The organism is Spirillospora sp. CA-294931 (assembly GCF_050946795.1).
Taxonomy (GTDB): domain Bacteria; phylum Actinomycetota; class Actinomycetes; order Streptosporangiales; family Streptosporangiaceae; genus Spirillospora.
This window is the reverse complement of the sequence record NZ_CP192006.1, coordinates 6884721-6906751: the sequence shown is the minus strand read 5'-3', so window position 1 is coordinate 6906751 and position 22031 is coordinate 6884721. Positions and strand designations below refer to the sequence as shown.

Below are 22031 nucleotides of genomic sequence, written 5' to 3'. Positions count from 1 at the left end.
GTTACGGTAAGGCCCCGAAAGATCGCCCAGGGTCATCTCGGGACCGCGTGTCTCCGCGATGCATACTCGGTATTGCCTAACGGATACTCGGTATGCATACTTGGTAGGTATGTCGATCCGTCATGGACTCCTCGCACTGCTCAGCCAGGGGCCGCGCTATGGCTACCAGCTTCGTGCCGAGTTCGAGTCGTCCACCGGGGCCACCTGGCCCCTCAACATCGGTCAGGTCTACACGACCCTCTCCCGGCTCGAACGCGACGAGCTGGTCACCCGCGTCGGGGCCGACGACGAGGGCCGCTTCGTCTACCGGATCACCGCCGAGGGCGAGCGGGACGTGCGGCGCTGGTTCACCACCCCCATCGCCCGCACCGACCGTCCGCGCGACGAGCTGGCCATCAAGCTCGCGATGGCGGTCACCACGCCGGGCGTGGACGTGACCCAGGTCGTCCAGACCCAGCGGTCGGCCACGCTCCGCTCGCTCCAGGACCTCACCCGCCTGAAGGCCGACTCGCCGACCATCCCGGCCGACCCGGGCGACCGCGCCTGGCGGCTGGTGCTGGAGTCGATGATCTTCCAGGCGGAGGCCGAGGTCCGCTGGCTCGACCATTGCGAGGCGTTCGTCGTCCGGGCGGAGCGCGAGGCGCCCGTATCCGAACCCGCCGCCGACCCGGCCCCCGAGCGGCAGACCACGAAGGAGGGACGCCGATGAGCGTTCTGGCCATGCACGCCGTCTCCCGCGACCACGGCGCGGGCGCCGCCCTCGTGCACGCCCTGCGCGAGGTCACGCTCAGCGTCGCGGCGGGCGAGTTCGTCGCCGTCATGGGCCCGTCCGGCTCCGGCAAGTCGACCCTGCTGACGCTGGCCGGGGGCCTGGACACGCCCACCTCGGGGCAGATCCTGGTCGAGGACGCCGACCTCGGCTCGCTCGGCGCCGCCGGGCGCTCGGCCCTGCGCCGCCGCAGCATCGGCTACGTCTTCCAGGACCTCAACCTCATCCCGAGCCTGACCGCGGCCGAGAACGTCATGCTGCCGCGCGAGCTGGACGGTGCCCGGGTCCGCCAGGCCCGCCGCGAGGCCGCGCACGCCCTCCAGGAGGTCGGCGTCGGCGAACTCGCCGACCGGTACCCCGACGAGATGTCCGGCGGCCAGCAGCAGCGCGTCGCCATCGCCCGCGCCCTGGTGGGCGAGCGCCGCCTGGTGCTGGCCGACGAGCCGACCGGCGCGCTGGACAGCCAGACCGGCGAGGACGTCATGCGCGTCCTGCGGGCCCGGTGCGACGCGGGCGCCGCCTGCCTCATGGTCACCCACGAGTCCCGCCACGCCGCCTGGGCCGACCGCGTCGTCTTCCTGCGCGACGGCCTCGTGATCGACGCGACCGCGCCCCGCACCGGCCCCGAGGCCCTTCTGCAGGAGGCGCCGTGACCGGCGGGTTCCGCGTGGCGCTGCGGATCGCCCGGCGCGACGCCCTGCGCTCCAAGGGCCGCACGGCCCTGGTCGTCTGCATGATCGGCCTGCCGATCGCCGCCATCGTCGCGGCCTCGGTCCTGTGGCGGACCAGCGAGTGGTCCGTCAAGGAGTCGCTGAGCAACGAGATCGGCACGGCCGACGCCCGGATCCGCGGCGACGCCCGGGCGCCGGTCAAGCAGGACCCCCTCGAGCAGGCCACGGCGGGGTTCACCCCGGCCGCCGACGAGAAGCCCTGGACGACCGAGGAGGTCACCCGGAAGATCACCGAGAAGTACGGCCGGGGCGCGCGGGTCGTCCCGCTGTTCCGGGGCGAGACGGCCGCGATCAAGACGGAACGGGGCTACCTTGAGGCGGCCCTCACCCAGACGGACCTGCGCGATCCGCTCGTCCGGGGCATCCTGCGCGTCACCGAAGGGCGGGCACCGTCCTCGCCGGACGAGGTCGCGCTCTCCCCGCTCTTCCGCGATCGCGGCTTCGCGGTCGGGTCCATGGCGCAGATCGATCGCGAGGGCACCCGCAAGAAGGTCGTCGGATACGCCGAGGACCCCCGCCAGCCGGGCGACAGTGTCGCGGTCGTCCTCCCCGGCGCCGTCCCGGCCTCGCCGTCCACCTCCACGACGAGCTGGCTCGTCGGCGTCGGCAAGCCGGTCACCTGGCCGGACGTGATGGAGTTCAACAAATCGGGGCTGACGGCCCTCTCGCGCGCCGTGGTGAACGACCCGCCGCCGGCGAGCCAGATCCCGCCCGGCAGCCCGGGCGGGGGGGACACGGGCCCCGCGAGCACCAGCACGGCGATCGCCGCCATGATCGTCGCGATGGTCGTCCTCGAGGTCGTCCTGCTGGCCGGGCCGGCCTTCGCGGTCGGCATGCGCCGGCAGCGGCGCCAGCTGGCGCTGGTGGCGGCGTCCGGTGGCACGGCCGGGCAGCTCAGGGCCGTGGTGCTCGCCGGTGGCGTGGTGCTCGGCGGCGTCGCGGCCGTGGGCGGCGCCGTCCTCGGGGTCGGCGGCGCGGCGCTGGCGCTGCCGTTCATCGAGCGGGCGACCGACCGGATGGCCGGGCCGTTCGAGGTGCCCTGGCTCGCCGTCCTGGTCACGATGGCCCTCGGCGCCGTCAGCGGGTTGCTGGCGGCCTACGTCCCGGCCCGGCAGGCCGCGCGGATGAACGTCGTCGCGGCGCTCGGGGGCCGCCGCGAACAGGGCCGATCGCCGCGCGGCTGGCCGATCGCCGGTGGCGTCCTCGTCGTGGGCGGGGCGCTGCTCAGCCTGGTCGGCGTGCGGATGATGCGCGAGTTCGGCGCCGCGTTCGGCACGATCGCGATCATCGTGGGCTGCGTGATGATCGGACCGTGGGTCGTCGGAACGGCGGCGCGCGGCGCGCGCTGGCTGCCGCTCTCGACCCGGCTCGCGGTGCGCGACGCCGCCCGTAATCGGGGGCGGGCGGCGCCCGTCGTCGCCGCGATCATGGCGGCGGTGGCCGGGATCACGGTGCTGGCCATCGCCAACGCCAGCGACTTCGAGGAGAGGCGGCGCGACTACCGGACGCGGATGCCCATGGGGTCCGCGCTGATCCAGGCTCCGCAGGACGTGGCCGAGGCGGCGGGCAGGGCCGTGCGCGGCGAGCTTCCCGGCGTCCGGGTGGTCGACCTGCGCGCCCTGCCGGGCGACTACTCCGAATGCCGGCACCGCGACACCACCAAGTGCCCGTCGGTGAGCTTCGCCGGCGTGGGGCAGACGGACCAGGCGAGCCCGGTTCCGGCCGGATCCACCGGAGAAGGCAACAGAGCCGAGAACGAGTTCACCCTCGACAAGGTGGTCGGCGGTCCGGCCGAGGCCAGGCTCCTGCTCGGACGCGACGACGCCCGCGTCACCGAGGCCCTCGCGGCGGGGAAGATCGTGCTCTTCCGGAAGACGCCGCTCCCGGCGGGTACCGTCGACGCCCGGGTGACGGTGTGGCAGAACGACGCGCAGAAGACCCTGCGCACGGTGAAGGCCCTCCCGGCGGTCTCCGTCTCCGGGACGTCCTATGTGGGCGCGCTGGTGCCCCCGAAGGCCGCGGCGAAGATCGGGCTGCCCGTCCGGACGGTCGCCTACGGCGTCGACCGGGCCGACCACCGGGTCACCAAGGACGAGCAGGCCCGGGTGACCGAGCGCATCGCCGGGCTGACCCCCTTCGAGGACCAGGTCTACGTCGAGCGCGGGTTCACCAGCTCGAACGGGACGATCCCGCTCGTCCTCGCGCTGGCCGGGGGCGCCATGGCACTGGGCGGTTCGCTGATCGCCACGGGCCTGTCAGCGGCCGACTCCCGTCCCGACCTGGCGACACTGGCGGCGATCGGCGCCAGGCCGAGAACCAGGCGCCTGCTCATGATGGGCCAGGCGGCCTTCATCGCCGTCCTGGGCTGCTGGCTCGGCATAGCCGCAGGTTTCATCCCCGGCCTGGCCGTGGCGCGTCCCCTCACCCTGGACGATGGGGAGAAGGGCTCGCCGATCGTCGTCATCCCCTGGTCCACCCTCGGGCTGATCGCGATCGTGATCCCGCTGGTGGCGGCGCTGGCCGCCGCGCTGTTCACCCGCTCCAGGCTCCCGATGGTCCGCCGGACGGCTCCCTGACGGCACCGGCGGGTCTCGTCCGCCGCTGACGAGACCCGCCGGACGCTCCCGGCGAACGGCGTGCGTGGCGGGGGCGTGCGTGGCGGGGGGCGTGCCCGCCACGCGCGTCAGGGGGTGCCTCGGGGGAGTGCCTCCCACCGGTAAACTCCGGCCACGTGGCTCAGACTGCGACGGTGGGACGGGTGACGGAGACGACCGGCTCCCGTACGGCGCGGTGGCGGCCCCCCATGCCCCTGGTGGGCATGGTCGCCGTGATGGCGGTCGTGTACGCGGCCTACACGCTGCTGCGGCTGCGGGCGTTCCGGGCGACCACCTACGACCTGGTGATCTTCGACCAGGCGGTGCGGTCGTACAGCCGGTTCGATCTGCCCGTGGCGATGGTGAAGGGCGTGCACAACGGGTTCGGGCCCGACTTCAACGTGCTGGGCGACCACTTCTCGCCGATCCTGGTGCTGCTGGCGCCGCTGTACTGGATCCACGACGGTCCCGGGACCCTCCTGGTGGCGCAGGCGGTGCTGCTGGCGCTGGCGTCCCTGCTGATCTGGCGCTACACCGAGCGGCGCCTTGGCGCGCAGGCGGCGTACTGCGCGGTGGGGGCCTACGCCGTCTCGTGGCCGATCGCCGAGGCGCTCAACTTCGACTTCCACGAGGTCGCCTTCATCCCGCTGCTGACCGCGCTGATCGTCGAGCGGTACGACGCCGGACGGCGCGGGCACGCGGTCCTGGCGGCGTGCGTGCTGCTGCTGGTCAAGGAGGACATGGGGCTGTTCCTCGTGGGGTTCGGCGTGTACCTGCTGACACTCAGGGGCCAGCGCCGGGTGGGAGCGGCGTTCATCGGGGGCGGCCTGGCCGCCGCGTGGATCAGCTCCCGCGTCCTGATCGCCGCGTTCGGCGGCGACAACGACTACTACTGGGCCTACGGCTCGCTCGGCGACGACCTCCCGGACGCGGCCGTGTACTGCCTGACCCATCCGTGGGCGGTGCTGGAGGCGTTCGCCTCGCCCGCCACCAAGCTCGACACGCTGGTGCTGCTCGTCCTGCCGCTGATGGTGCTGCCGCTGATGTCGCCGCTGACCCTGGCCGTGCTGCCGCTGCTCGCCGAGCGCATGATGGCCGACCGCTTCGGCAACTGGTGGGAGCCGCGCTACCACTACAACGCGTTCATCATCGCGGTGCTGGTCATGGCGGCGGTGGACGGCGCCGTCCGGCTGCGGCGGTTCGAACCGGCCCGGAGGCTGGCCCGGGCCCGCTGGGGCCGATTGCGCGGACGGACGCTGCCCGCGCTGGCGATCATGCTCGGGATGCTGGCGACCGTCCCGTTCTTCTCGTTCGGCGAGCTGGCCGAGCCGGGGCTCTACCGGGAGGGCGAGCGCGACCGGGCCGCGGCGCGCGCGGTCGCCGCGATCCCCGACGGCGCGCTGGTGGAGTCGGTGAACCAGATCGGGCCCGCGCTGTCGCCCCGGGCGCGGGTGCTGCTCTGGGACCGCCGGGCGCGGGAGGCGCCGTGGGTGGTCGCCGACGTCCGCAAGCACGCCTTCCCGTTCACCACCGTGGACGAGCAGCGGCAACGCGTGACGTGGCTGCTCGGACGGGGGTACCGGGCGGTGTTCCAGGCGGCGGGTTACGTGGTTCTCCACCGTCCGGGCCCCGACCCTTGGTGATTTTCCGGCGCCGAGCTGGACGAGATGTCCAGTAAGGTTCCTCGCCAGGATGGGTCAGAAAGTCGGTGAAGGTGGGTAGGTCAAGAATTGACCTACCAATTTCGCGACCTTTGACCGATACTTGAACAAAGCCGCAACGGGCCGCGGCGAGCCCAGCGCACCAGTGCAAACACTCATCGTGACCGTGCCCCGAAGCGGCGGTGGGGCGGAGTATTCATGAGTGCCGAACGTCTGCATTGGAGGAGCCGGGACACCACAGCAGGGACGGCGGAATTTATCCCCCGTCCGGCAATCTCGTCGGCAGGTAATTCACCTATCGCGAATGCGTTTGCATGGGTGGAAAATGGCGGGGAGACGTGAGGTGGGCCCGGCATCGGAGCGGCTCGTCCAGCGGTGGGAGACCTGCGGACGCGCCTGGATCGCCGTACTGCGGCATGTGTGGTCGGCCGGAGAGGCCGGCATGGTGGAGCGCGGGGCCATCATCGAGGGACCCCCGATCCTGTTCGAGATCGCGTCGCTGAGCTGGGAGGATCCGATCCTCCGCGAGCACGGCGACCGGTCGCTGATCGTCCGGTGGGCCGAGGACCGGCCGCGCGGCGGAGGGCCGCGCGGCGAGTACCGGGCGCGCCTGCGCGATCTCAACGGCGTGGACCAGTTGCGCTGGGTGGCGGACCTGCTGAGGGCCCGGCCGTGGACCACCAGCGCCTGGATCTCGCTGACGGTCCCGGGCGATACCGCGGAGGCGATGCCGTACCTGACGGCGTTGTCGTTCCGCATCCGGAGCTATCAGCTGATCATGACGGCGATGTTCCGCTCGCAGAACATCCACCGGTCGTACCTGTCCTACATCCCCCTGCGCGACGTCCAGTTGGAGGTCGCCGAGCAGCTGGGGCTGCCGGCCGGGCCGATGCGGGTGTTCGTCGACGTCCCGCATGTCGAGGTCGCCGACGCCGACCGGGTCGCCACCATCCTCGCCGCCATCCCCGAGCCGAACGCCGCCTGAGACCGGGTGCCCCCACCCGGTCCCGGGCGGCGGCCCCGGGGGCCTCGTCACGTTGTGATCACGGTCACCGCCCAGGTCATGGCCTATTTCAGACTAAATTGGTAGGTTATGTCCACTATTCCCCTCGACCCCAAGGGAGAGACATATGCGCATCACCAGTGCGCGGGCCGCCGTGGCGGTCGCGGCGGCGGGCGCCGCCGGAGGGCTGCTGCTCGGCGGCGGCCAGGTCGCCGCCATCGCCGGAACCCCGGGCGGCGGCGGCCCGGGAGCGCCGGGTGCGGGCGACGCCTACTTCCCCCAGTACGGCAACGGAGGCTACGACGTCTCCCACTACAGCTTGGACCTGAAGTACCAGCCCAAAACCGACGCTCTTTCGGGTACCACCACGATCAAGGTCAAGGCTACACAGAACCTCTCCCGGTTCAACCTCGACTTCGCGCTCAAGGTCGCCTCGGTCACCGTGAACGGCCGCCCGGCCCGGCACACGACGTCCGGCGCCCACGAGCTGGTCATCACACCGGCCAAGGCCCTGCGCAAGGGTCAGGGCGCCGTCGTGGTGGTGAAGTACAGCGGCGTCCCGTCCACGGTGAAGGTCAACGGTCTCAGCGGCTGGCAGCGGACGCCGGACGGCGCCGTCGCGGCCAACGAGCCCGAGAGCGCCTGGTGGTGGTTCCCCAGCAACGACCACCCCACCGACAAGGCCACCTACGACGTCTCCGTGGCCGTCCCGGCGGGCAACCAGGTGATCAGCAACGGGCGTCCGACCAAGACCCGCAAGTCGGGGAACTGGGTGCGCTACGGCTGGCGCGAGAACAGCCCGCAGGCCACCTACCTGGCCACGCTCGCCGTCGGGAAGTTCGACCTGGAGAAGTCCAGGACGAAGACGGGGCTGCCGGTCCTCAACTACTACAGCAAGTCCCTCCCGGCCGACGTCCGCAAGAACGCCAAGGCCAGCCTGGACAAGACCGCCTCCGTCATCGAGTGGCAGAGCAAGGTCTTCGGGCCCTACCCGTTCAGCAGCGCGGGCGGCTACGTCCCCAACGTCGAGGCGGGCTACGCGCTGGAGACCCAGACCCGCCCCTTCTACAGCCCGCGCTTCTTCCTGAACCGCCCCAACGTGGACGTCGTCGTGCACGAGCTGGCCCACCAGTGGTTCGGCGACAGCGTGTCGGTCAAGAGCTGGCGCGACATCTGGCTGAACGAGGGCTTCGCGTCCTACGCCGAGTGGCTCTACTCCGAGCAGCACGGCGGCGACTCGGCCCAGAAGATCGCCGAGGCCACCTACGCCCAGTACCCGGCCGACAACAAGTTCTGGCAGGTCAAGCCCGGCGACCCGGGCTCGGCGAACGTGTTCCACGGCGCCGTCTACGACCGCGGCGCGCTGGCCGTCCACGCGCTGCGCAAGGAGGTCGGCGACGCCGCCTTCTTCAAGATCGTCAAGGGCTGGACCGCCGCCAAGCGCGGCACCCACGCCACGATCGAGGAGTTCGTCGCCCACGCCGAGCGCGTCTCGGGCAAGCAGCTGGACGAGGTCGTCAAGACCTGGCTCTTCACCGCCGGACGCCCCGCCAAGGCCCCCGGCCGCTGAGCGATCTCCGCGGCGGCCACGGCCGCTGAGCCGCCTTCACGACGGCCCCGGCACGGGAACGTGCCGGGGCCGTCCCGCAGGTGACACGGGTATACCGGCAGGTCCGCGAAGCCAGGGGGCCGCGCGGGATAGACTCGGGCAACGGGGCCGAGCGCACGACGAGGTGGACTCGCGACTTCTCCGCACATCACCCGAACGCACCACCGACTTCCAAAGGACTCTTCCTTGAGTAAGCCTGTCGTCCTCGTCGCAGAAGAACTCTCTCCGGCCGGCGTCGCCGTGCTCGAATCCGACTTCGAAGTGCGCCATGTCGACGGCTCCGACCGCGCGCTGCTGCTGCCCGCCCTCGCCGACGTCGACGCCCTGATCGTGCGGAGCGCCACCAAGGTCAACGCCGAGGCGCTCCAGCACGCCAAGAAGCTGCGCGTCGTCGCACGCGCCGGAGTGGGCCTCGACAACGTCGACGTGGAGGCCGCCACCAAGGCCGGCGTCATGGTCGTCAACGCGCCCACGTCCAACATCGTCACCGCCGCCGAGCACGCGATCGCGCTGCTGCTGGCCACCGCCAGGAACGTTCCGCAGGGCCACGGCGCGCTCAAGCAGGGCGAGTGGAAGCGCTCCAAGTACACCGGCGTCGAGCTCCAGGGCAAGACCGTCGGCGTCCTCGGCCTGGGCCGCATCGGCGTGCTGGTCGCCCAGCGCCTGGCCGCGTTCGACATGAACGTGATCGCCTACGACCCCTACGTCCAGGCGGCCCGCGCCGCCCAGCTCGGCGTGAAGCTGGTCACCATCGACGAGCTGCTGGGCGAGAGCGACTTCATCACCGTCCACCTGCCCAAGACGCCCGAGACCCTCGGCCTCATCGGCGACCGCGAGCTCCAGCGCGTCAAGCCGTCCGTCCGCATCGTCAACGCCGCCCGCGGCGGCATCGTCGACGAGGAGGCCCTCGACCTGGCCCTCAAGGACGGCCGCGTCGCCGGCGCGGGCATCGACGTGTTCAGCACCGAGCCCTGCACCGACAGCCCGCTGTTCCACCACGACAACGTCGTGGTCACCCCGCACCTGGGCGCCAGCACTCACGAGGCGCAGGAGAAGGCCGGCACGCAGGTCGCCCGCTCGGTCAAGCTGGCCCTGTCCGGCGAGTTCGTGCCGGACGCGGTCAACGTCCAGGGCGGCGCGGTCGCCGAGGACGTCAAGCCCGGCCTGCCGCTGGCCGAGAAGCTCGGCCGCATCTTCACCGCGCTGGCGGGCGGCGTCCCCGTCCGGCTGGACGTCGTCGTCCGCGGCGAGATCGCCGAACACGACGTCAAGGTGCTGGAGCTGGCCGCGCTCAAGGGCGTCTTCGTCGACGTCATCGAGGAGACGGTGACCTTCGTCAACGCCCCCCTCCTGGCCCGCGACCGCGGCGTCGAGGTCACGCTCACCACCAGCGAGGACTCGCCCGACTGGCGCAACGTCGTCCAGGTCCGCGGCACGATGGCCGACGGCAGCGTCGTCTCGGTCTCCGGCACGCTCACCGGCCCCAAGCACATCGAGCGCATCATCGAGATCAACGGGTACGACATGGAACTCGTCCCGACCGCCCACATGGGCTACTTCTCCTACACCGACCGCCCCGGCATCGTCGGCGTCGTCGGGAAGCTCCTCGGCGACGCGGGCGTCAACATCGCCGGCATGCAGGTAGGCCGCGACGTCAAGGGCGGCAAGGCCCTCATCGCCCTCACCGTCGACTCCGCCATCCCGCCCCAGCTCGTCGAGGCCATCAAGACCGAGGTAGGCGCCGACATGGGCCGCCGCGTAGACCTAGAAGCCTGACCACCCACGAGGGGCGAGCGGCAAGAGCCACTCGCCCCTCAAAGGCAAGGCCCTCCGCCCCCACACCCCCTCCAGCCCAAACAGAGGGGTGAAACAACAGAGCCCCGGCACAAGGCCGGGGACTCAGGGGGCGTCTTCCTTGCTGCCTACAGGTCCAGTTCCGCCCGCTTCACGCGGCCGACAAGCTCGTAGAAGCTCTCGGGGGAGAGGTTGAGGTGTCCGGCGTCGGGGTCCTTGGAGTCCCGCACGCCAACCGCCGAGGTGAGTCGCGCCAACTCCACACAATCGGCCTGACCGGTGTCAGCGCTGCGGCTGGACTTTCTCCATTGGATCACTGGGGGACCTCGATCATCTCTTGGAGGCTCGCGCGGGTGGCCTCTGGCGAGAGTGCGCGCCCGCTGGTTCGATCAAACGCGACGGTGAGTCTACGCAGGTCGTCCATCTCGGTCACCAGTCTTCCACGCGCGGGGGTCTCGACAAACCCCACTTCCCGTTCTGCGGTGGAGAAGAGGTGGAACGCCCCTTCGAGTCCCACCTGTAGACCGGCGTCAACCGGGACCAGCCGGAGCGACACGTTGGGAAGATCCGCGATCTCGATGAGCTTCTCCACCTGTCCCGTGCGAAGGTGCGCCGGGACAACGACCAGGGCCACCTCCGACAGGAGAATCGATACGTAGGGAGCGTCCTCTCTAGTGAGTACGGCCTGTCTCTCTACGCGCTGTGTGACCTGCCCTTCGACGTCCGGCGTGCCTGCCATCGTGAACACGTCCCGCGCGTACTCGGGAGTCTGCAACAGGCCCGGAATGAACGCGACCCCGTTGATGCGGATCACGTTCGCGAGCGACTCGTACTCGACGACCGCCAAGAACTTCGCCGGGGCCTGCATGGTCTTGGCGTAGTGGTGAAGGGCCTCCAGTAACCCGCCCGTCTTCCACTCGGTATCGAGAGTCCGGAGCGCGTCAACGGGTGGATGGTTCCTCTGCGCCTCCCAATTCGAGACCGTCTTGTGGTCGGCGCCGACAAGGCTTCCGACGGCGGCCTGAGACGTCCGCTGCTGTTTGCGAAGTATCCGCAGTTGAACGGCCAGAAGAGCCCACAACCCGGTCAACGGGTCGATCGACTCTGCGGTACTCATGATCCACTCTCCGTGACTCTCGATTCCCTCGCGAGACGTAGCCAACGTAGTTCGAGGGGTGGACTCTTGTCCGTGAAAACGTGACGTCCGCCACAGAGTCAGGAGCAAGCACATGCCAGCCCCCGCGACCTCGAACCCTGATCCGCTGGAAGCACTTCGGGAGGAGTTCCCGGGCCACCGCGTGTGGCGGTCGATGCGTGGCGACGTTCCCGGTGAGTGGTGCGCGACGCTGCATGACCCGAAGGCGGGAGTCGATCCGACGCTCATGGAGCCCACAGCGGCCGAACTCCGCGAGCGGCTCCTCGCGGAACGAGAGCGCGCCAAGGCCCGCCTGGAAGTTCCAGCGCGGCATTAGGCCGATGTTCCGGCGATGACCCGAGGAATTCGCGCTACGACGGCAAGGCCCTCACTCTGCTCGGACAGCTGTGACGATCAGAGTTCCTACATGGTCGGCCAGCGGGGCTGGGTGCACGTTGGCGGTCACATCGATGAAGCCGTGCCCCTGCAAGATCTCCGCCCACATCTCGGGTTCGTACGCCCACCGGTACACCCAGACCTGCCGGCCGTCGAAGCCGTTGCCGTACATGCCCTGAATGCCGTAGCTCCCGGGGACGGCGGGCGCGTGGGCGAACACCAGCCGCCCACCTGGAGCCAGCCGGTCGAAGGCGACCGGCAACAATGTGTCGGGGTCGGTGAACCACAGTGCGCCCCAGATCGAGTAGATCGCGTCCCACCTCCGATCGGCGTGAGACAGGAACTCCACGACATCTCCGTGCGCAAAGCGGGCGCCTGCCAGGTGCCCCCATCGGCGGTGCGCGTGTTCGACCTGGAGCGCTGAGATGTCTATGCCGGTCGCGTCGATGCCCTTGGTGGCGAGCGCCGCGACGGCGTCGCCGCGACCGAAGCCGAGCTCCAGCGTGCTGGAGGGGCCTCCAAGGAGTTCGTCGCCGGGGCCATGCTCCGGATACTGGGTCCAGCCGAAGGCGGCCTTCAACGCGGCCTCCGCGGCGTCGTCGTGGTCGGCGACTCCGTCCGCGTAGTGGTCCCAGTAGGTGGGGATGTCGTGAATGTAGGGCATCGGCGGCGGCCTTGTGACGTCGGTGACAGAACCCGCGTCACGCTACTGCTAGCCCGGCTAGATCACGCCAACTCGCTCGGCCCGCACACTCACTACGGAGAAGGGCCGGGACCCTTCGGTCCCGGCCCCTTTTGTGGAGGCGTCAGTGGCAGTTGCTGCCCGGGTGGCAGGGACTGCACTTGGCGAAGTCGGCCTCCCACAACGGCCAGTCGATCGCGAACCCGGCGTCCTCGACCACCTCGGCGGTCCGGCGGACCGTGCCGTCGTGCTTGAACTCGACCGCCGGGACGTGGTGCAGGAATCCGCCGAAGTACCTGTCGCAGAACGCAGTGTAGTTGCGGGTGTCGAGGATGAATCCGTGCACGGCGGTGTCGACCAGCGGGCCGCACCCGATCTCCAGGTTCTGCCCCCAGGTCTCCATCGCGGTGATGAGGTAGGCGATCGCCTGCCCGAACATCCGCTCGGCGGTCACGGCGTCGAACGGGTGGTCGCGTACCAGGAGCTGGATCTGCCGTTCCCACACCTCGGGGGCGACGAACGAGCGAGGGTCACGCGGTCTGGACTGCTGGGTGGGGCTGGCGGTGGTGATGTCCATGGGTTCCTCCCTGTTGGGCGGGGATGACGTTGGCTTCACCGTCCGTCGATTGGGCGTCCGCGCCCAGAGAGGTGTGCGGATCGTGCACGCGGTGTGCACTTCGTGCACAAGGCCTGGTCGTGGGCGCGGGGGGCTGGTTGCGTTGAAGGGTTGGGGACTGCGTCAGCGAACGCGGCAGCGAGACGCCAGCCCACGGAGTTCCGGTGTGGCACGGCCTGATGCCAGCAAGCCGGCCACCAGTTCCCTCACCGCGGGTTTGCCGTGGGTCTCCTCGGGTGCGATGCGTTCAGCCGTCAGCAATGCGGCAAGACACTGGTCGCGGCGTCCCCACATCCCGAACGCGCGGGCCACGTCGGTGTGGAATCTGACCTTGCGTTCAACGCTCGGCAGGCGCCGCGGATCGACGCGGCGCGCCGCGTCGATCGCGGCGGCGGGGTCACCGGCCGCGTACTCCGCCGATATCAAGTGGAGTTGGACGGCCGCCGTGCTGAATCCGCCGCCGCCCTGATCGAGCAGGACGGCCCGAGGACCCAGACCGGCGGCGATCGCGGCGGCTTTATGGGTGAGGGCACGCATCTCGGCCCGGTCGCCGGCGTGCGCGGCTGTGTATGCGGCCGACATCACCAGCAAACCCCGCTCTGCCGTGTGTGCTGGATCGGCCCCTTGGAGGTCTTGGTTGCCGGCGGCGGCGAGGACGATGTCGGCCGCCTGGGAATGCCAGCCTGCGCGGCGCGCAAGAACGGCGAGATTGCGGGCCGCCTCGGCGGCGATGAGCGGATGGCCCGCGTGGTCGGCGAAGGTGCGGGCGCGATCGGCGGCCATCCAGCCGAGCTGGTCGTCGAGCTTGATCAGTAGCCGGGTGGTGAGGATGTAGGTCTGGGCCAGGACGTCTTGCGCGCCGGCATCGTGGCCGCTGGTGATGAGGCGAGGGAGCAAGTCAGCGAGAAGGCTCCACTGGCTGGCGTCGTAGGCGCGGATGGCGGCGTTCAGGTGGGAGGGGAGGCTCCCCGTGGCGAGCGCCGCTCCTCGTGGGCCGGTGCCGAGCATGGCGTCTCGGACGCGATCGAGCAGAAGACGGGCAGCCGTGGGCTGTGTGGCATGCGCCGCCAGGGGGCCGGCTGCTGCGGTGACGGCAATGCTGGTCAGCAGTTGACGTCGCCGCACATCGTCCTCCGTCTCCGCTGGTGGCCTGGTCGTCACGGTAGTCGTGATGCCGAGCAGAGGCGGGGAGATCTTGAGGATCGCGGCCAGGCGCCGCAGCGTGTCCAAGTCGCGCGGGGCGGTGGCGCCGGTTTCCAGACGGGAGACGGTAGAGCGCGAGCAGTGCAGCCGCTGAGCCAGATCGGTCTGAGTCCAGCCGATGGCGGCGCGGGCGGAGCGGATGATGTTGCCGACGTCGCTCAAGGCAGCCGCCCGTATCCGGGGTCCCCGTGGGTATGCCCGTCCCGAGAACCGCAGACACTCCCCGAGCAGCAGGTTCCGGTCAGTCCGTTCTGGGGCCGCGATGACTCGGACCATCCCGGCGCTTCACGCCACCGGCTACGCGGTGGACAAGGAATTCTGGGAGACCGGGGAGGCCTGCTGCCCCGAGAATCCGTGCGTCTGAGCCGCGTAGCGACTGGGACGACCTCCCCGGCCCCCTCAAGCAGGCCCGTCCAGGCGCGCGGAGAGGGTGACCGATCTGCGACCGGCACCTCGGGCAACCACGCTCACATCGCCGTGACGCTGCGCACGCAATCGGGCTCCGTGTTCGTCAAGGGGTCGGCCAAACTGTCGGCCGATGATGACGGAGCCGGGGTCCGGACGCTGCGCAATGAGGCCCGCGTCGCTCCGCACGTGCTGCCACACGCCCCGCCTCCTCTGGACGGTTGAGGAGGCGAGGCGGCTGCTGTTGGGGTAGCCGCGTGGTCTTGTTGCTGGGGCTGAAGGTCAGCAGTGGGCGTTGGTTGACCAGTTGCGGTGTGGACGCCGCTGGGCTCGCTGTGGTGGTGGTCAGGGGGTGAAGCCGTGGAGGAGGGCCTGGACGATTTGTTGTGGCTCCGGTTGCGGTAGGTCGATGAGGCCGCGGTAGACGACCAGGCCGACGAGCATGTCGGCGAGCAGCCACGGGTCGGTGCCGGCGGCCATCTCGCCGCGGGCGATGGCGCGGTCGAAGATCGCCCAGTCGCGTTTGCGCTTGTCCCGCATGGCGGTGCGGATGACTTCGGCGACCGCCGGGTCCCGGGCCGCCTCGCCGAAGATCTCTTTGGTCGTGCGGGCGAGGTCCGGTGAGTCCCAGCCCGCGAGCGTCTGGTTGACGATCACGGTCAGGTCGCCCTCCAGTGAGCCGGTGTCGGGAGTCTCCGGCACCTGGGCGTCCAGGGCCAGGGCGAGCGCGTCGAGCAGCACGTCGCGCTTGGTGGGGTAGCGGCGGAAGACGCTGGCCCTGCCCACCCCGGCGGTCTCCGCCACCTCGTCCATGGTGAACCGCGTCCCCTTGCTCGCGAGCAAGATCACCGCGGCCTGCCTGATGCGTGCGTCTACGTCGGGATCGGGCTTGCGTCCGCGCGCCATAATTGTGATACTCCAGGTATCAGAAACTGTCAGTCTCAGAAATAGGTACGAACATGAGAGTACTCATCGTCGGCGCCGGTGTCGCCGGACTCACCGCCGCGCGCGGACTGACCATGGCCGGACACCAGGTCGAGGTGTACGAGGCGGCGCCGCGGCTGCGCGCCGAGGGCGGCTCGATCTCGATCTGGCCGTCGTCGACCGGCATCCTGCGCGGGTTCGGAGTCGACCTCGACGGCGCGGGACGCCGCCTGACGGCCATGGAGAACCGGTCGGTGCGCGGCCGCGGTCTCGCCACCGTCGACCTCACCGCCGTCGAGCGCCGATTCGGCGGCAATCCGTCCCTGCACATCGCGCGGCGCGAGCTCGTCGAGCGCATCGCCGACGGCGTGCTCGTCCACTACGGCCATGAAGTCCGCACGGTCGACCCCGACCGCGCGGAGATCACCTTCACCGACGGGAGGACCGTGCGCGGTGACGTTCTCATCGGCGCCGACGGACGCAAGTCGATCGTCGGGCGGACGTTGCGGGGCGAGAACCCGAGCAGGCTCAACGGGTGGGTCACCTGGCAGGCGTTCACCACGCGGCCCACCGAGTTCACCGACAGCGGCCGCTCGATGATGGTCTCCAACGGGCGGGCGCTCGGCAGCATGGCCTCGGCCGGGCACGGACGGATGCTGTGGTGGTTCGACCTGCGCGCCAAGCCGGGCAGCCCGTTCTGGGAAGGCGCCCCGGGCCCGGCGGATCGGCTGCGTGAGCGGTTCGGTGGCTGGCCCGAGCCGTTCCCGACGCTGCTTCAGGACGCCGAGACGCTCACCTTCTACCCCCATCAGATCCACCGCGTGCCCGACGTCTGGGGACGAGGGCCCACCACGCTCATGGGTGACGCGGCGCACACGATGCCGCCGGCGATGGCGATGGGATCCACCCAGGCGCTGGAAGACGCCTGGGCTCTGACCCGCTCCCTTGACGACCTGCGCGGCTACGAGCGCGCACGGACCAAGGTCGTGAGGCGGGTCGCCAGGGCGGCGAACAGCGAAATGCCCGCGCGGCAAGGGCCGCTGATGGGCCTCTTCACCGACGCGTTCTCGACCCGGAGCTACATGTCCTGGCTCCGCAAGAGCAGCGGCTACCTCCAGCAGGAAGGCTGGACGTCATCGCTCCAGGACCGCCCTGGCAGCGCCTCGCCGGCGAACGGTTCCGCGTGGGCCGAAGCTCAATGAGCGCGGCGCCGATCCCCTCGGCCTGTTCACCGGGAGCGCCCGGCTGCCCCCAACCCGCATCCGCCTGATGAGGAGCATTTCCGATGTTTGCCGCCCTGTACTGGATCAGCGCCGTGCTGACCGCCGTGGCCCTGCCACTCTGGCTGCTGGCCGGTCAGCTGACCGGACGGCTTCGCAAGGCCCGGACGCTGGGCCGGCTGCGGCGCACCTCGTGGGCCGCGCTGACGGTGACGCTCCTGGCGCTCCTGCCGACCGCTGCCACGGCGGCGCTGGTGGGCGGCGCGCTCGCCTCATACGGGACGGTCGTGATGGCCGACCGGCTGTACGTGCAGTTCCCGATGATCCTGGCCGCGCTCGCAGCCGTTCTTGTGAAGGGGCTGCCCGGTCTGTGGCGCACCGCCAGGGTGGACGGCGGTTCGGCTGAACGGGTGACGGTCGAGCGCGGCCGCGCCGCAGCCGATCCCTGGCTCGTCGTCCCGGTGCAGATCAACGCCGCCGTCACGGCCATCAGCCTCTATCTGTGGTGGATCGCCCCGCCCCTGGCCGAGACCACGGTGGTGTGGTGGGCGGTGCTGATCGTCGCCGTGCTGGCCCTGGTCGTCCGGCAACGCCGACGGCGCGACGCTCCCGCCGCCGCGTCCGAGGGGCGGCGTCGCCTGATGCCGGCGTTGCGGGCCGTCGGTGCCCTCATCGCGGTATCGGTCGCGGTCGCCGGCTGCTCGGTCTGGTCGGCCGACAGCAGCAAGCTGCCCGAGCGCCACTCGGCCAGCAGCCACGGCGGCTACGACCTTGGTGGCGGACCCAGCGTGCCCGGCATGGCCACCGGACATCGGCATGCCGCACCGTCGAACGCCTCCGGCCCAAGCGTCGACAGCCTCACCGAGAAGGACCTGTCGGGACCGGTGCGACGCTTCACGCTCACCGCCCGCACAGCCAGGATCCGGCTGGACTCGGGCCGCACCATCGACGCCTGGACCTTCAACGGCACCTCACCGGGGCCCGAACTGCGCGTCCGCCAGAACGACCTGGTCGAGGTCACCCTCGCCAACTCCGACATCAAGGCCGGGGTGACCCTGCACTGGCACGGCTACGACGTTCCCAACGCCGCCGACGGAGCCGCCGGCGTCACCCAGAACGCGGTCGCGCCGGGACAGCGCATGACCTACCGGTTCCGGGCCAAGGACGCGGGCACCTACTGGTACCACTCACACCAGCAATCGGCGGAGCAGGTACAGCGCGGCCTGTTCGGAGCCCTGGTCGTCGAGCCCGCGCCCGTCAAAGGGGCCGACATCACGGTGCTGTACCGCGAGTGGGCCGCCGACGCGGTGGCCGGTGGAGCGCGGGTCTTCGGTGCGTCGGACGGCGTCCGGCGGCAGCGGGTCGCCCCCGGCACCCCGGTCCGGCTGCGGCTGGTCAACACGGCCAACGATCCCGTCGACCTGACGCTGGCCGGTAGCGCGTACCGGGTCGCCGCGATCGACGGCGGCGAACTGAACGGCCCCGGCGAGATCCGCGGCAAGACCTTGCCGACGGCAGGCGGCGGCCGCTACGACCTGACCTTCACCATGCCCGCACGGCCCGTGGAACTCCGGCCGGTCGTTCCCGGCGGCCCGGCCCTGGTCCTCAGCCCGGACGGTCAGGGCCGCGCACCGGCGGAGGCGGCCAACGGCGTCTTCGACCCGGCCTCCTACGGCACGCCCACCGCCACCCCGTTCGGCCCGCGAACCCGCTACGACCGGCACTTCACCCTGAACATGGACTCCTCCTTCGGGTTCTTCGACGGACGCCCGGCGATGCGGTACCGCATCAACGGCCGCGTCTTCCCCCACATCCCGAACATGCTGGTCCGCGAGGGCGAGACCATCAAGATGACCTTCGTCAACCGCAGCTACGACCACCACCCCATGCATCTGCACGGGCACCACGTCCAGGTCCTGACACGCGACGGACGGCCGATCACCGGCAGCCCCTGGCTGGCCGACTCGCTGAACGTCGCACCCGGGGAAACTTACGAAGTCGCCTTCAAAGCCGACAACCCCGGCCTGTGGATGGACCACTGCCACAACCTGTTCCACGCCAAGGTCGGCATGATGCTCCATCTCAGCTACGCCGGAGTGACGACCCCCTACGAATCCGGCGCCGCGACCCCCAACCAACCCGAATAGCGGCTATCGGACCGTGGTCAGAAGGTGGCGATGGGGTTGACCGGGCTGCCGGACGTGCCGGCGAAGCGGACCGGGGCGACCGCGAGGTGGAAGTCCCACTGGCCGAGTTCGGCGGCCGTCGTCGCGCACTCCTCCAGGTCGCAGTTGTCGAGCATCCACAGGCCCATCGCGACGAGGCTCACGGCGTGAACCGGCATCAGGATGTCGTCGTAGCCCGACGGCTGGACGTCCTGGGGGGTGTCGGCGCCGATCAGCGCGACCTCCCGGTCCCGCAGCCACGGCAGGCAGGACGCGTGCCAGCCGGCCTGCGTGACACCACCGGACGCGCCACCCTCGTGCCGGGCGCGGCCGCCGCCGGTCCGCAGGAGCACCGCGTCGCCGGGGCGCACCCGGACGCCCTGGCGGCGCTCGGCCTCCTCGAGGTCTTCGGGGAACACGCCCTGCCCCGGTTCCAGCCACGGCACGTCGCGGACCTTCGCGACGTCCAGCAGGACGCCGCGCGTGATGATCCCGTTCGCCGCCGCCGTGACGGCCGCCCACGCCGATCCCTTCGCGGCGTCGATCAGCGAGTGCGGCCGCCCGTTGTACATCGTGCCGTCCCACATGAGGTGGCACGGCGAATCGATGTGGGTGATCGTGTTGCCGTGGAACATGATGCCGAGCCGCTCGTTTGAGAAGCCCCAGTGCCGGTCGTTGCGGAATCCGGGCACCGGCATGTTCTCGGCACCCGGCATGTCGGCGGCGCACGGGCACGTCGTCGTCGACCGCTCCATCTCGTCCGGTGCGGCGACCTCCCACGCGCACGACACGCTCCTGCCGTGGCGCACGGCCCGCGCCGCCGCCAGCCGGACGTCGTCGGTGATGTGGTTCAGAGTGCCGAGCTCGTCGTCGTCGCCCCAGCGTCCCCAGTTCGACAACGTGTCGAAGTAGCCCAGCACGTCGTCTTGGGTGGGCATCGGTCGTCCTGCCGTCATCCCGCTCCTCCGGTCACGCGGGCAGGGTATCCCGGCCCCTCCCGCGCCATGCAAGGCCCGCTGAACCTGCCTGCCACCAGATCAGTCTGGGCGGGTGAGCAGGGTTACATCTCGCTATGTGAGATTCTTTGCCACGTGCCAAGACGTTCACGCGCATGACGGGGTAGCGTGAGGGACGACATGCGGCGCTTCGTGGTAATCCTTCGCTGCCGCAGCGGGGCCTGATATCGGCAGGCCGTCCCCGCTGCGGAGCGAGGTGCTGGCCGTGAGACCGATCGAGCCGGAGCCGTGCGAACCACGGTGATCGGCGCCCTGGGCTTCCTTCAGCGATCAGTAGCACCCGGAGTGGACCATGAACGAGAAGTACGAGACCGCGCCCGCCGATGACGCCGCCGACGAGGCCGCGCGTGCGCTGCAGACCGCGCTGGACCGCCGTGACAACGGGGGCAGTGCGGGCAAGTAGCCGTCCCCCGCGGGGCGGTAGCGTGGGGGAGTGCTGACGGAGCAGGGGGAGACCGAGCGGGTTCTGCGTGATGTGGCGGAGCTTGGTCCCTTCTTCGAGATCGTCACCGATCCGGCCGAGGCGGCCGATCCCACGTGGCGGCCGCTGCCCGAGACCGATACTTCGCGTCTGGTCGAGTTGACGGACGCGTACGCGGAGCGGCTCGGTACTCGTGAGCGGCGGGTCGCGGCGTCGATCCTCTTTCAGGGGCTGGCGTCGCGGTTGTGGTCGCCCATGATCGCCGCCGCGGCGCTTGGTGTTGTGCCCGATCTCGCGAGTCTGCATTGGCGCTGGGCGCCCGGGGCGCCGATCGCGTTGTGGCTGGCCGAGCCGGTCGGACGGCGGGTCGAGCGGCCCGCCGACCTGGTCTATGAGGCCGTGGTGGACGGGCAGTTGCGGCCGTTGCGCGCGGGGATGCTGCGGTTCGTCCGGCTGGCGGACGGGCTGTTCTGGGGGAACGCCGCTTCGGCGCTCGCCGGGACGCTGCGCCCCGGTCTCCCTGAAGCCGGTGAGGCGATCGTGCGGGACCTCTTCACGCGCGCGCCGCTTGCGGGGACGGGTGAGTTCGGCTCCCGGGGGTTCGTGCGGCGTAGTTGCTGCCTCTTCTATCGCGTGCCGCCGGGCGGGGACATGTGCGGCGACTGCGTCCTGCTGCATAAGTAAGGCCCGGCCCCCGAAGGAGCCGGGCCTTACGGGTTCAGACGCTCGCCGGTGCGGGCTCGCGGGCGAAGGCGCGTTCGGTCAGGTGGCCGAAGAGCAGGCCCAGCGTGGACCACAGGACGACCTGGATGCCCAGGGAGGCGATCCGGAAGTCCCACAGGACCGTCGCGGGGAAGCCGTCGGCCACGGCGTCGGGTGTGGGGGTGAGCCGGTAGACCACCGCCACGACCACGGCGAAACCGGCCGTCGAGATGATCGCGGCGTTCCAGGCGCCCAGCCTGGGGATCAGGCGGCGGCACACGATCACCGCCGCCACGGTCGCCAGGACGCCCAGCGCCGCCATCCCGAAGTACACCGCCGTCCGTTCGCCGATGGTGTCGGGGTTGCCGACGGCGGGCGGGGTGGGCGGGTACTTCAGGAACGGCACCAGCTCGATCGCGACGAACCCGGCCAGGGCCACCAGGGCCGAGGTCAGGCGGGCGCCGAACGGGCCGAGACGGCCGTAGGCGAGCGCGAAGGCGATCGCGAACAGCCCGCCGATCGCCACGCCGTAGAAGCCGAGGGCCGTGATCAGGCCGGTGGTCTTCTGGACGGTGCGGCTGACCTCGGGCGCCTCCTCGTGCCCGGCGTGGGCGGTCTCCTTGGCCGCCTGCGCCTCCTCGAACGAGATCGCGTGTCCGACCTGGGGTTCGCCGTAGATCCACGCGATCAGCAGGGCGAGCGCCGCCGCGGCCAGCCCGACGAGCATGCCGCGGACCAGCAGCGACCGCATCACCGATGAGCCCATCAGTGGCAGGGGAAGCCGAGCAGGTGCCGGCCGTCGTGCGTGAACTCGTGCACCCAGGTGCCGGAGAACAGGGAGGTCGCACCCTGCTCGGCGCCGACGAAGTAGATGAGGACGAGGCCGAGCACCGCGGCGAAGACCGCCCACGGCACGATGTCGCGGAGGGGGATGCGCAGCGGCGCCGGGGCTGCCTGCTGCGACGGGACGGCTGACTGGGCCATG

20 protein-coding genes are annotated in these 22031 nt (G+C 70.7%); 11 read left to right on the top strand and 9 right to left on the bottom strand.

Annotation, left to right across the window (positions count from 1 at the left end):
• Nucleotides 1-109: 109 nt before the first annotated feature.
• The 7 genes from ACQPY4_RS31230 to serA all read left to right on the top strand — a co-directional run bounded on the left by ACQPY4_RS31230 (nt 110) and on the right by serA (nt 10143).
• Nucleotides 110-709, top strand: a complete 600-nt coding sequence (locus tag ACQPY4_RS31230; RefSeq protein WP_433326944.1) for a PadR family transcriptional regulator — start codon at nt 110-112, stop codon at nt 707-709.
• Nucleotides 706-1422: an ABC transporter ATP-binding protein gene (locus tag ACQPY4_RS31225; RefSeq protein ID WP_433326942.1), complete on the top strand. Its 717-nt coding sequence runs from the start codon at nt 706-708 to the stop codon at nt 1420-1422. The genes ACQPY4_RS31230 and ACQPY4_RS31225 overlap by 4 nt, the downstream gene beginning before the upstream one ends.
• Nucleotides 1419-4076 (top strand): FtsX-like permease family protein, encoded by a 2658-nt coding sequence (locus ACQPY4_RS31220; RefSeq protein ID WP_433326940.1) that lies wholly within the window; start codon nt 1419-1421, stop codon nt 4074-4076. The genes ACQPY4_RS31225 and ACQPY4_RS31220 overlap by 4 nt, the downstream gene beginning before the upstream one ends.
• A 155-nt stretch (nt 4077-4231) precedes the next feature.
• Nucleotides 4232-5737, top strand: coding sequence for a DUF2079 domain-containing protein (locus tag ACQPY4_RS31215; protein ID WP_433326938.1), 1506 nt, complete (start codon nt 4232-4234; stop codon nt 5735-5737).
• A gap of 361 nt (nt 5738-6098) precedes the next feature.
• Nucleotides 6099-6740, top strand: coding sequence for a hypothetical protein (locus tag ACQPY4_RS31210; RefSeq protein WP_433326936.1), 642 nt, complete (start codon nt 6099-6101; stop codon nt 6738-6740).
• Nucleotides 6741-6885: 145 nt separating this feature from the next.
• Nucleotides 6886-8328: a M1 family metallopeptidase gene (locus ACQPY4_RS31205; RefSeq protein WP_433326934.1), complete on the top strand. Its 1443-nt coding sequence runs from the start codon at nt 6886-6888 to the stop codon at nt 8326-8328.
• 225 nt (nt 8329-8553) lie between these two features.
• On the top strand, nt 8554-10143 hold the full coding sequence (serA, locus tag ACQPY4_RS31200; protein ID WP_433326932.1) for a phosphoglycerate dehydrogenase: 1590 nt from the start codon (nt 8554-8556) through the stop codon (nt 10141-10143).
• A gap of 146 nt (nt 10144-10289) precedes the next feature.
• Here the strand turns inward: serA and ACQPY4_RS31195 are convergent, their stop codons facing one another.
• Both ACQPY4_RS31195 and ACQPY4_RS31190 read right to left on the bottom strand, forming a co-directional pair.
• A complete protein-coding gene (locus ACQPY4_RS31195) occupies nt 10290-10424 on the bottom strand; it encodes a DUF397 domain-containing protein (protein ID WP_433326930.1) in 135 nt (44 codons plus the stop codon).
• A 50-nt stretch (nt 10425-10474) separates the two neighbouring features.
• Complete coding sequence (locus tag ACQPY4_RS31190; RefSeq protein WP_433326928.1) at nt 10475-11278, bottom strand: Scr1 family TA system antitoxin-like transcriptional regulator; 804 nt, start codon at nt 11276-11278, stop codon at nt 10475-10477.
• 112 nt (nt 11279-11390) lie between these two features.
• Between ACQPY4_RS31190 and ACQPY4_RS31185 the strand changes: the two genes are divergently transcribed.
• Entirely contained in the window at nt 11391-11633 is a 243-nt protein-coding gene (locus ACQPY4_RS31185) for a hypothetical protein (RefSeq protein WP_433326926.1), read from the top strand.
• 51 nt (nt 11634-11684) lie between these two features.
• Here the strand turns inward: ACQPY4_RS31185 and ACQPY4_RS31180 are convergent, their stop codons facing one another.
• The 4 genes from ACQPY4_RS31180 to ACQPY4_RS31165 all read right to left on the bottom strand — a co-directional run bounded on the left by ACQPY4_RS31180 (nt 11685) and on the right by ACQPY4_RS31165 (nt 15447).
• Entirely contained in the window at nt 11685-12356 is a 672-nt protein-coding gene (locus ACQPY4_RS31180; protein ID WP_433326924.1) for a class I SAM-dependent methyltransferase, read from the bottom strand.
• Between the two features lie 142 nt (nt 12357-12498).
• Nucleotides 12499-12951, bottom strand: a complete 453-nt coding sequence (locus tag ACQPY4_RS31175; RefSeq protein ID WP_433326922.1) for a glycine-rich domain-containing protein — start codon at nt 12949-12951, stop codon at nt 12499-12501.
• Between the two features lie 162 nt (nt 12952-13113).
• Nucleotides 13114-14355: a helix-turn-helix domain-containing protein gene (locus ACQPY4_RS31170; protein WP_433326920.1), complete on the bottom strand. Its 1242-nt coding sequence runs from the start codon at nt 14353-14355 to the stop codon at nt 13114-13116.
• Between the two features lie 588 nt (nt 14356-14943).
• Nucleotides 14944-15447 carry a TetR/AcrR family transcriptional regulator C-terminal ligand-binding domain-containing protein gene (locus tag ACQPY4_RS31165; RefSeq protein ID WP_433326918.1) on the bottom strand — a complete coding sequence of 168 codons (504 nt, stop codon included), beginning with the start codon at nt 15445-15447 and terminating at the stop codon, nt 14944-14946.
• Nucleotides 15448-15557: 110 nt separating this feature from the next.
• Between ACQPY4_RS31165 and ACQPY4_RS31160 the strand changes: the two genes are divergently transcribed.
• Together ACQPY4_RS31160 and ACQPY4_RS31155 are read left to right on the top strand one after the other, a co-directional pair.
• On the top strand, nt 15558-16724 hold the full coding sequence (locus ACQPY4_RS31160) for an FAD-dependent oxidoreductase (RefSeq protein ID WP_433326916.1): 1167 nt from the start codon (nt 15558-15560) through the stop codon (nt 16722-16724).
• Nucleotides 16725-16807: 83 nt separating this feature from the next.
• Complete coding sequence (locus ACQPY4_RS31155) at nt 16808-18889, top strand: multicopper oxidase family protein (protein WP_433326914.1); 2082 nt, start codon at nt 16808-16810, stop codon at nt 18887-18889.
• 17 nt (nt 18890-18906) lie between these two features.
• On the opposite strand, the gene ACQPY4_RS31150 is transcribed toward ACQPY4_RS31155, so the two are convergent.
• The gene (locus ACQPY4_RS31150) at nt 18907-19845 is read right to left on the bottom strand and encodes a cyclase family protein (protein ID WP_433326912.1); all 939 of its coding nucleotides are present in this window, start codon (nt 19843-19845) and stop codon (nt 18907-18909) included.
• 511 nt (nt 19846-20356) lie between these two features.
• Here ACQPY4_RS31150 and ACQPY4_RS31145 point away from each other — a divergent pair.
• A complete protein-coding gene (locus ACQPY4_RS31145) occupies nt 20357-21028 on the top strand; it encodes a (2Fe-2S)-binding protein (RefSeq protein WP_433326910.1) in 672 nt (223 codons plus the stop codon).
• A gap of 34 nt (nt 21029-21062) precedes the next feature.
• Here ACQPY4_RS31145 and ACQPY4_RS31140 read toward each other — a convergent pair whose 3' ends face one another.
• Nucleotides 21063-21812 (bottom strand): CbtA family protein, encoded by a 750-nt coding sequence (locus ACQPY4_RS31140; RefSeq protein ID WP_433326908.1) that lies wholly within the window; start codon nt 21810-21812, stop codon nt 21063-21065.
• Nucleotides 21812-22030 carry a CbtB domain-containing protein gene (locus tag ACQPY4_RS31135; RefSeq protein ID WP_433326906.1) on the bottom strand — a complete coding sequence of 73 codons (219 nt, stop codon included), beginning with the start codon at nt 22028-22030 and terminating at the stop codon, nt 21812-21814. Before ACQPY4_RS31135 ends, ACQPY4_RS31140 begins: the two co-directional genes overlap by 1 nt.
• Between the last annotated feature and the right edge of the window lies 1 nt (nt 22031).

Excerpts from the sequence above, each read along its gene's own strand:
- ACQPY4_RS31230 (WP_433326944.1), top strand. The coding sequence starts at position 110 with ATGTCGATCCGTCATGGACTCCTCGCACTGCTCAGCCAGGGGCCGCGC.
- ACQPY4_RS31225 (WP_433326942.1), top strand. The coding sequence starts at position 706 with ATGAGCGTTCTGGCCATGCACGCCGTCTCCCGCGACCACGGCGCGGGC.
- ACQPY4_RS31205 (WP_433326934.1), top strand. The coding sequence starts at position 6,886 with ATGCGCATCACCAGTGCGCGGGCCGCCGTGGCGGTCGCGGCGGCGGGC.
- ACQPY4_RS31190 (WP_433326928.1), bottom strand. The coding sequence starts at position 11,278 with ATGAGTACCGCAGAGTCGATCGACCCGTTGACCGGGTTGTGGGCTCTT.
- ACQPY4_RS31185 (WP_433326926.1), top strand. The coding sequence starts at position 11,391 with ATGCCAGCCCCCGCGACCTCGAACCCTGATCCGCTGGAAGCACTTCGG.
- ACQPY4_RS31180 (WP_433326924.1), bottom strand. The coding sequence starts at position 12,356 with ATGCCCTACATTCACGACATCCCCACCTACTGGGACCACTACGCGGAC.
- ACQPY4_RS31175 (WP_433326922.1), bottom strand. The coding sequence starts at position 12,951 with ATGGACATCACCACCGCCAGCCCCACCCAGCAGTCCAGACCGCGTGAC.
- ACQPY4_RS31160 (WP_433326916.1), top strand. The coding sequence starts at position 15,558 with ATGAGAGTACTCATCGTCGGCGCCGGTGTCGCCGGACTCACCGCCGCG.
- ACQPY4_RS31155 (WP_433326914.1), top strand. The coding sequence starts at position 16,808 with ATGTTTGCCGCCCTGTACTGGATCAGCGCCGTGCTGACCGCCGTGGCC.
- ACQPY4_RS31150 (WP_433326912.1), bottom strand. The coding sequence starts at position 19,845 with ATGCCCACCCAAGACGACGTGCTGGGCTACTTCGACACGTTGTCGAAC.
- ACQPY4_RS31140 (WP_433326908.1), bottom strand. The coding sequence starts at position 21,812 with ATGGGCTCATCGGTGATGCGGTCGCTGCTGGTCCGCGGCATGCTCGTC.
- ACQPY4_RS31135 (WP_433326906.1), bottom strand. The coding sequence starts at position 22,030 with ATGGCCCAGTCAGCCGTCCCGTCGCAGCAGGCAGCCCCGGCGCCGCTG.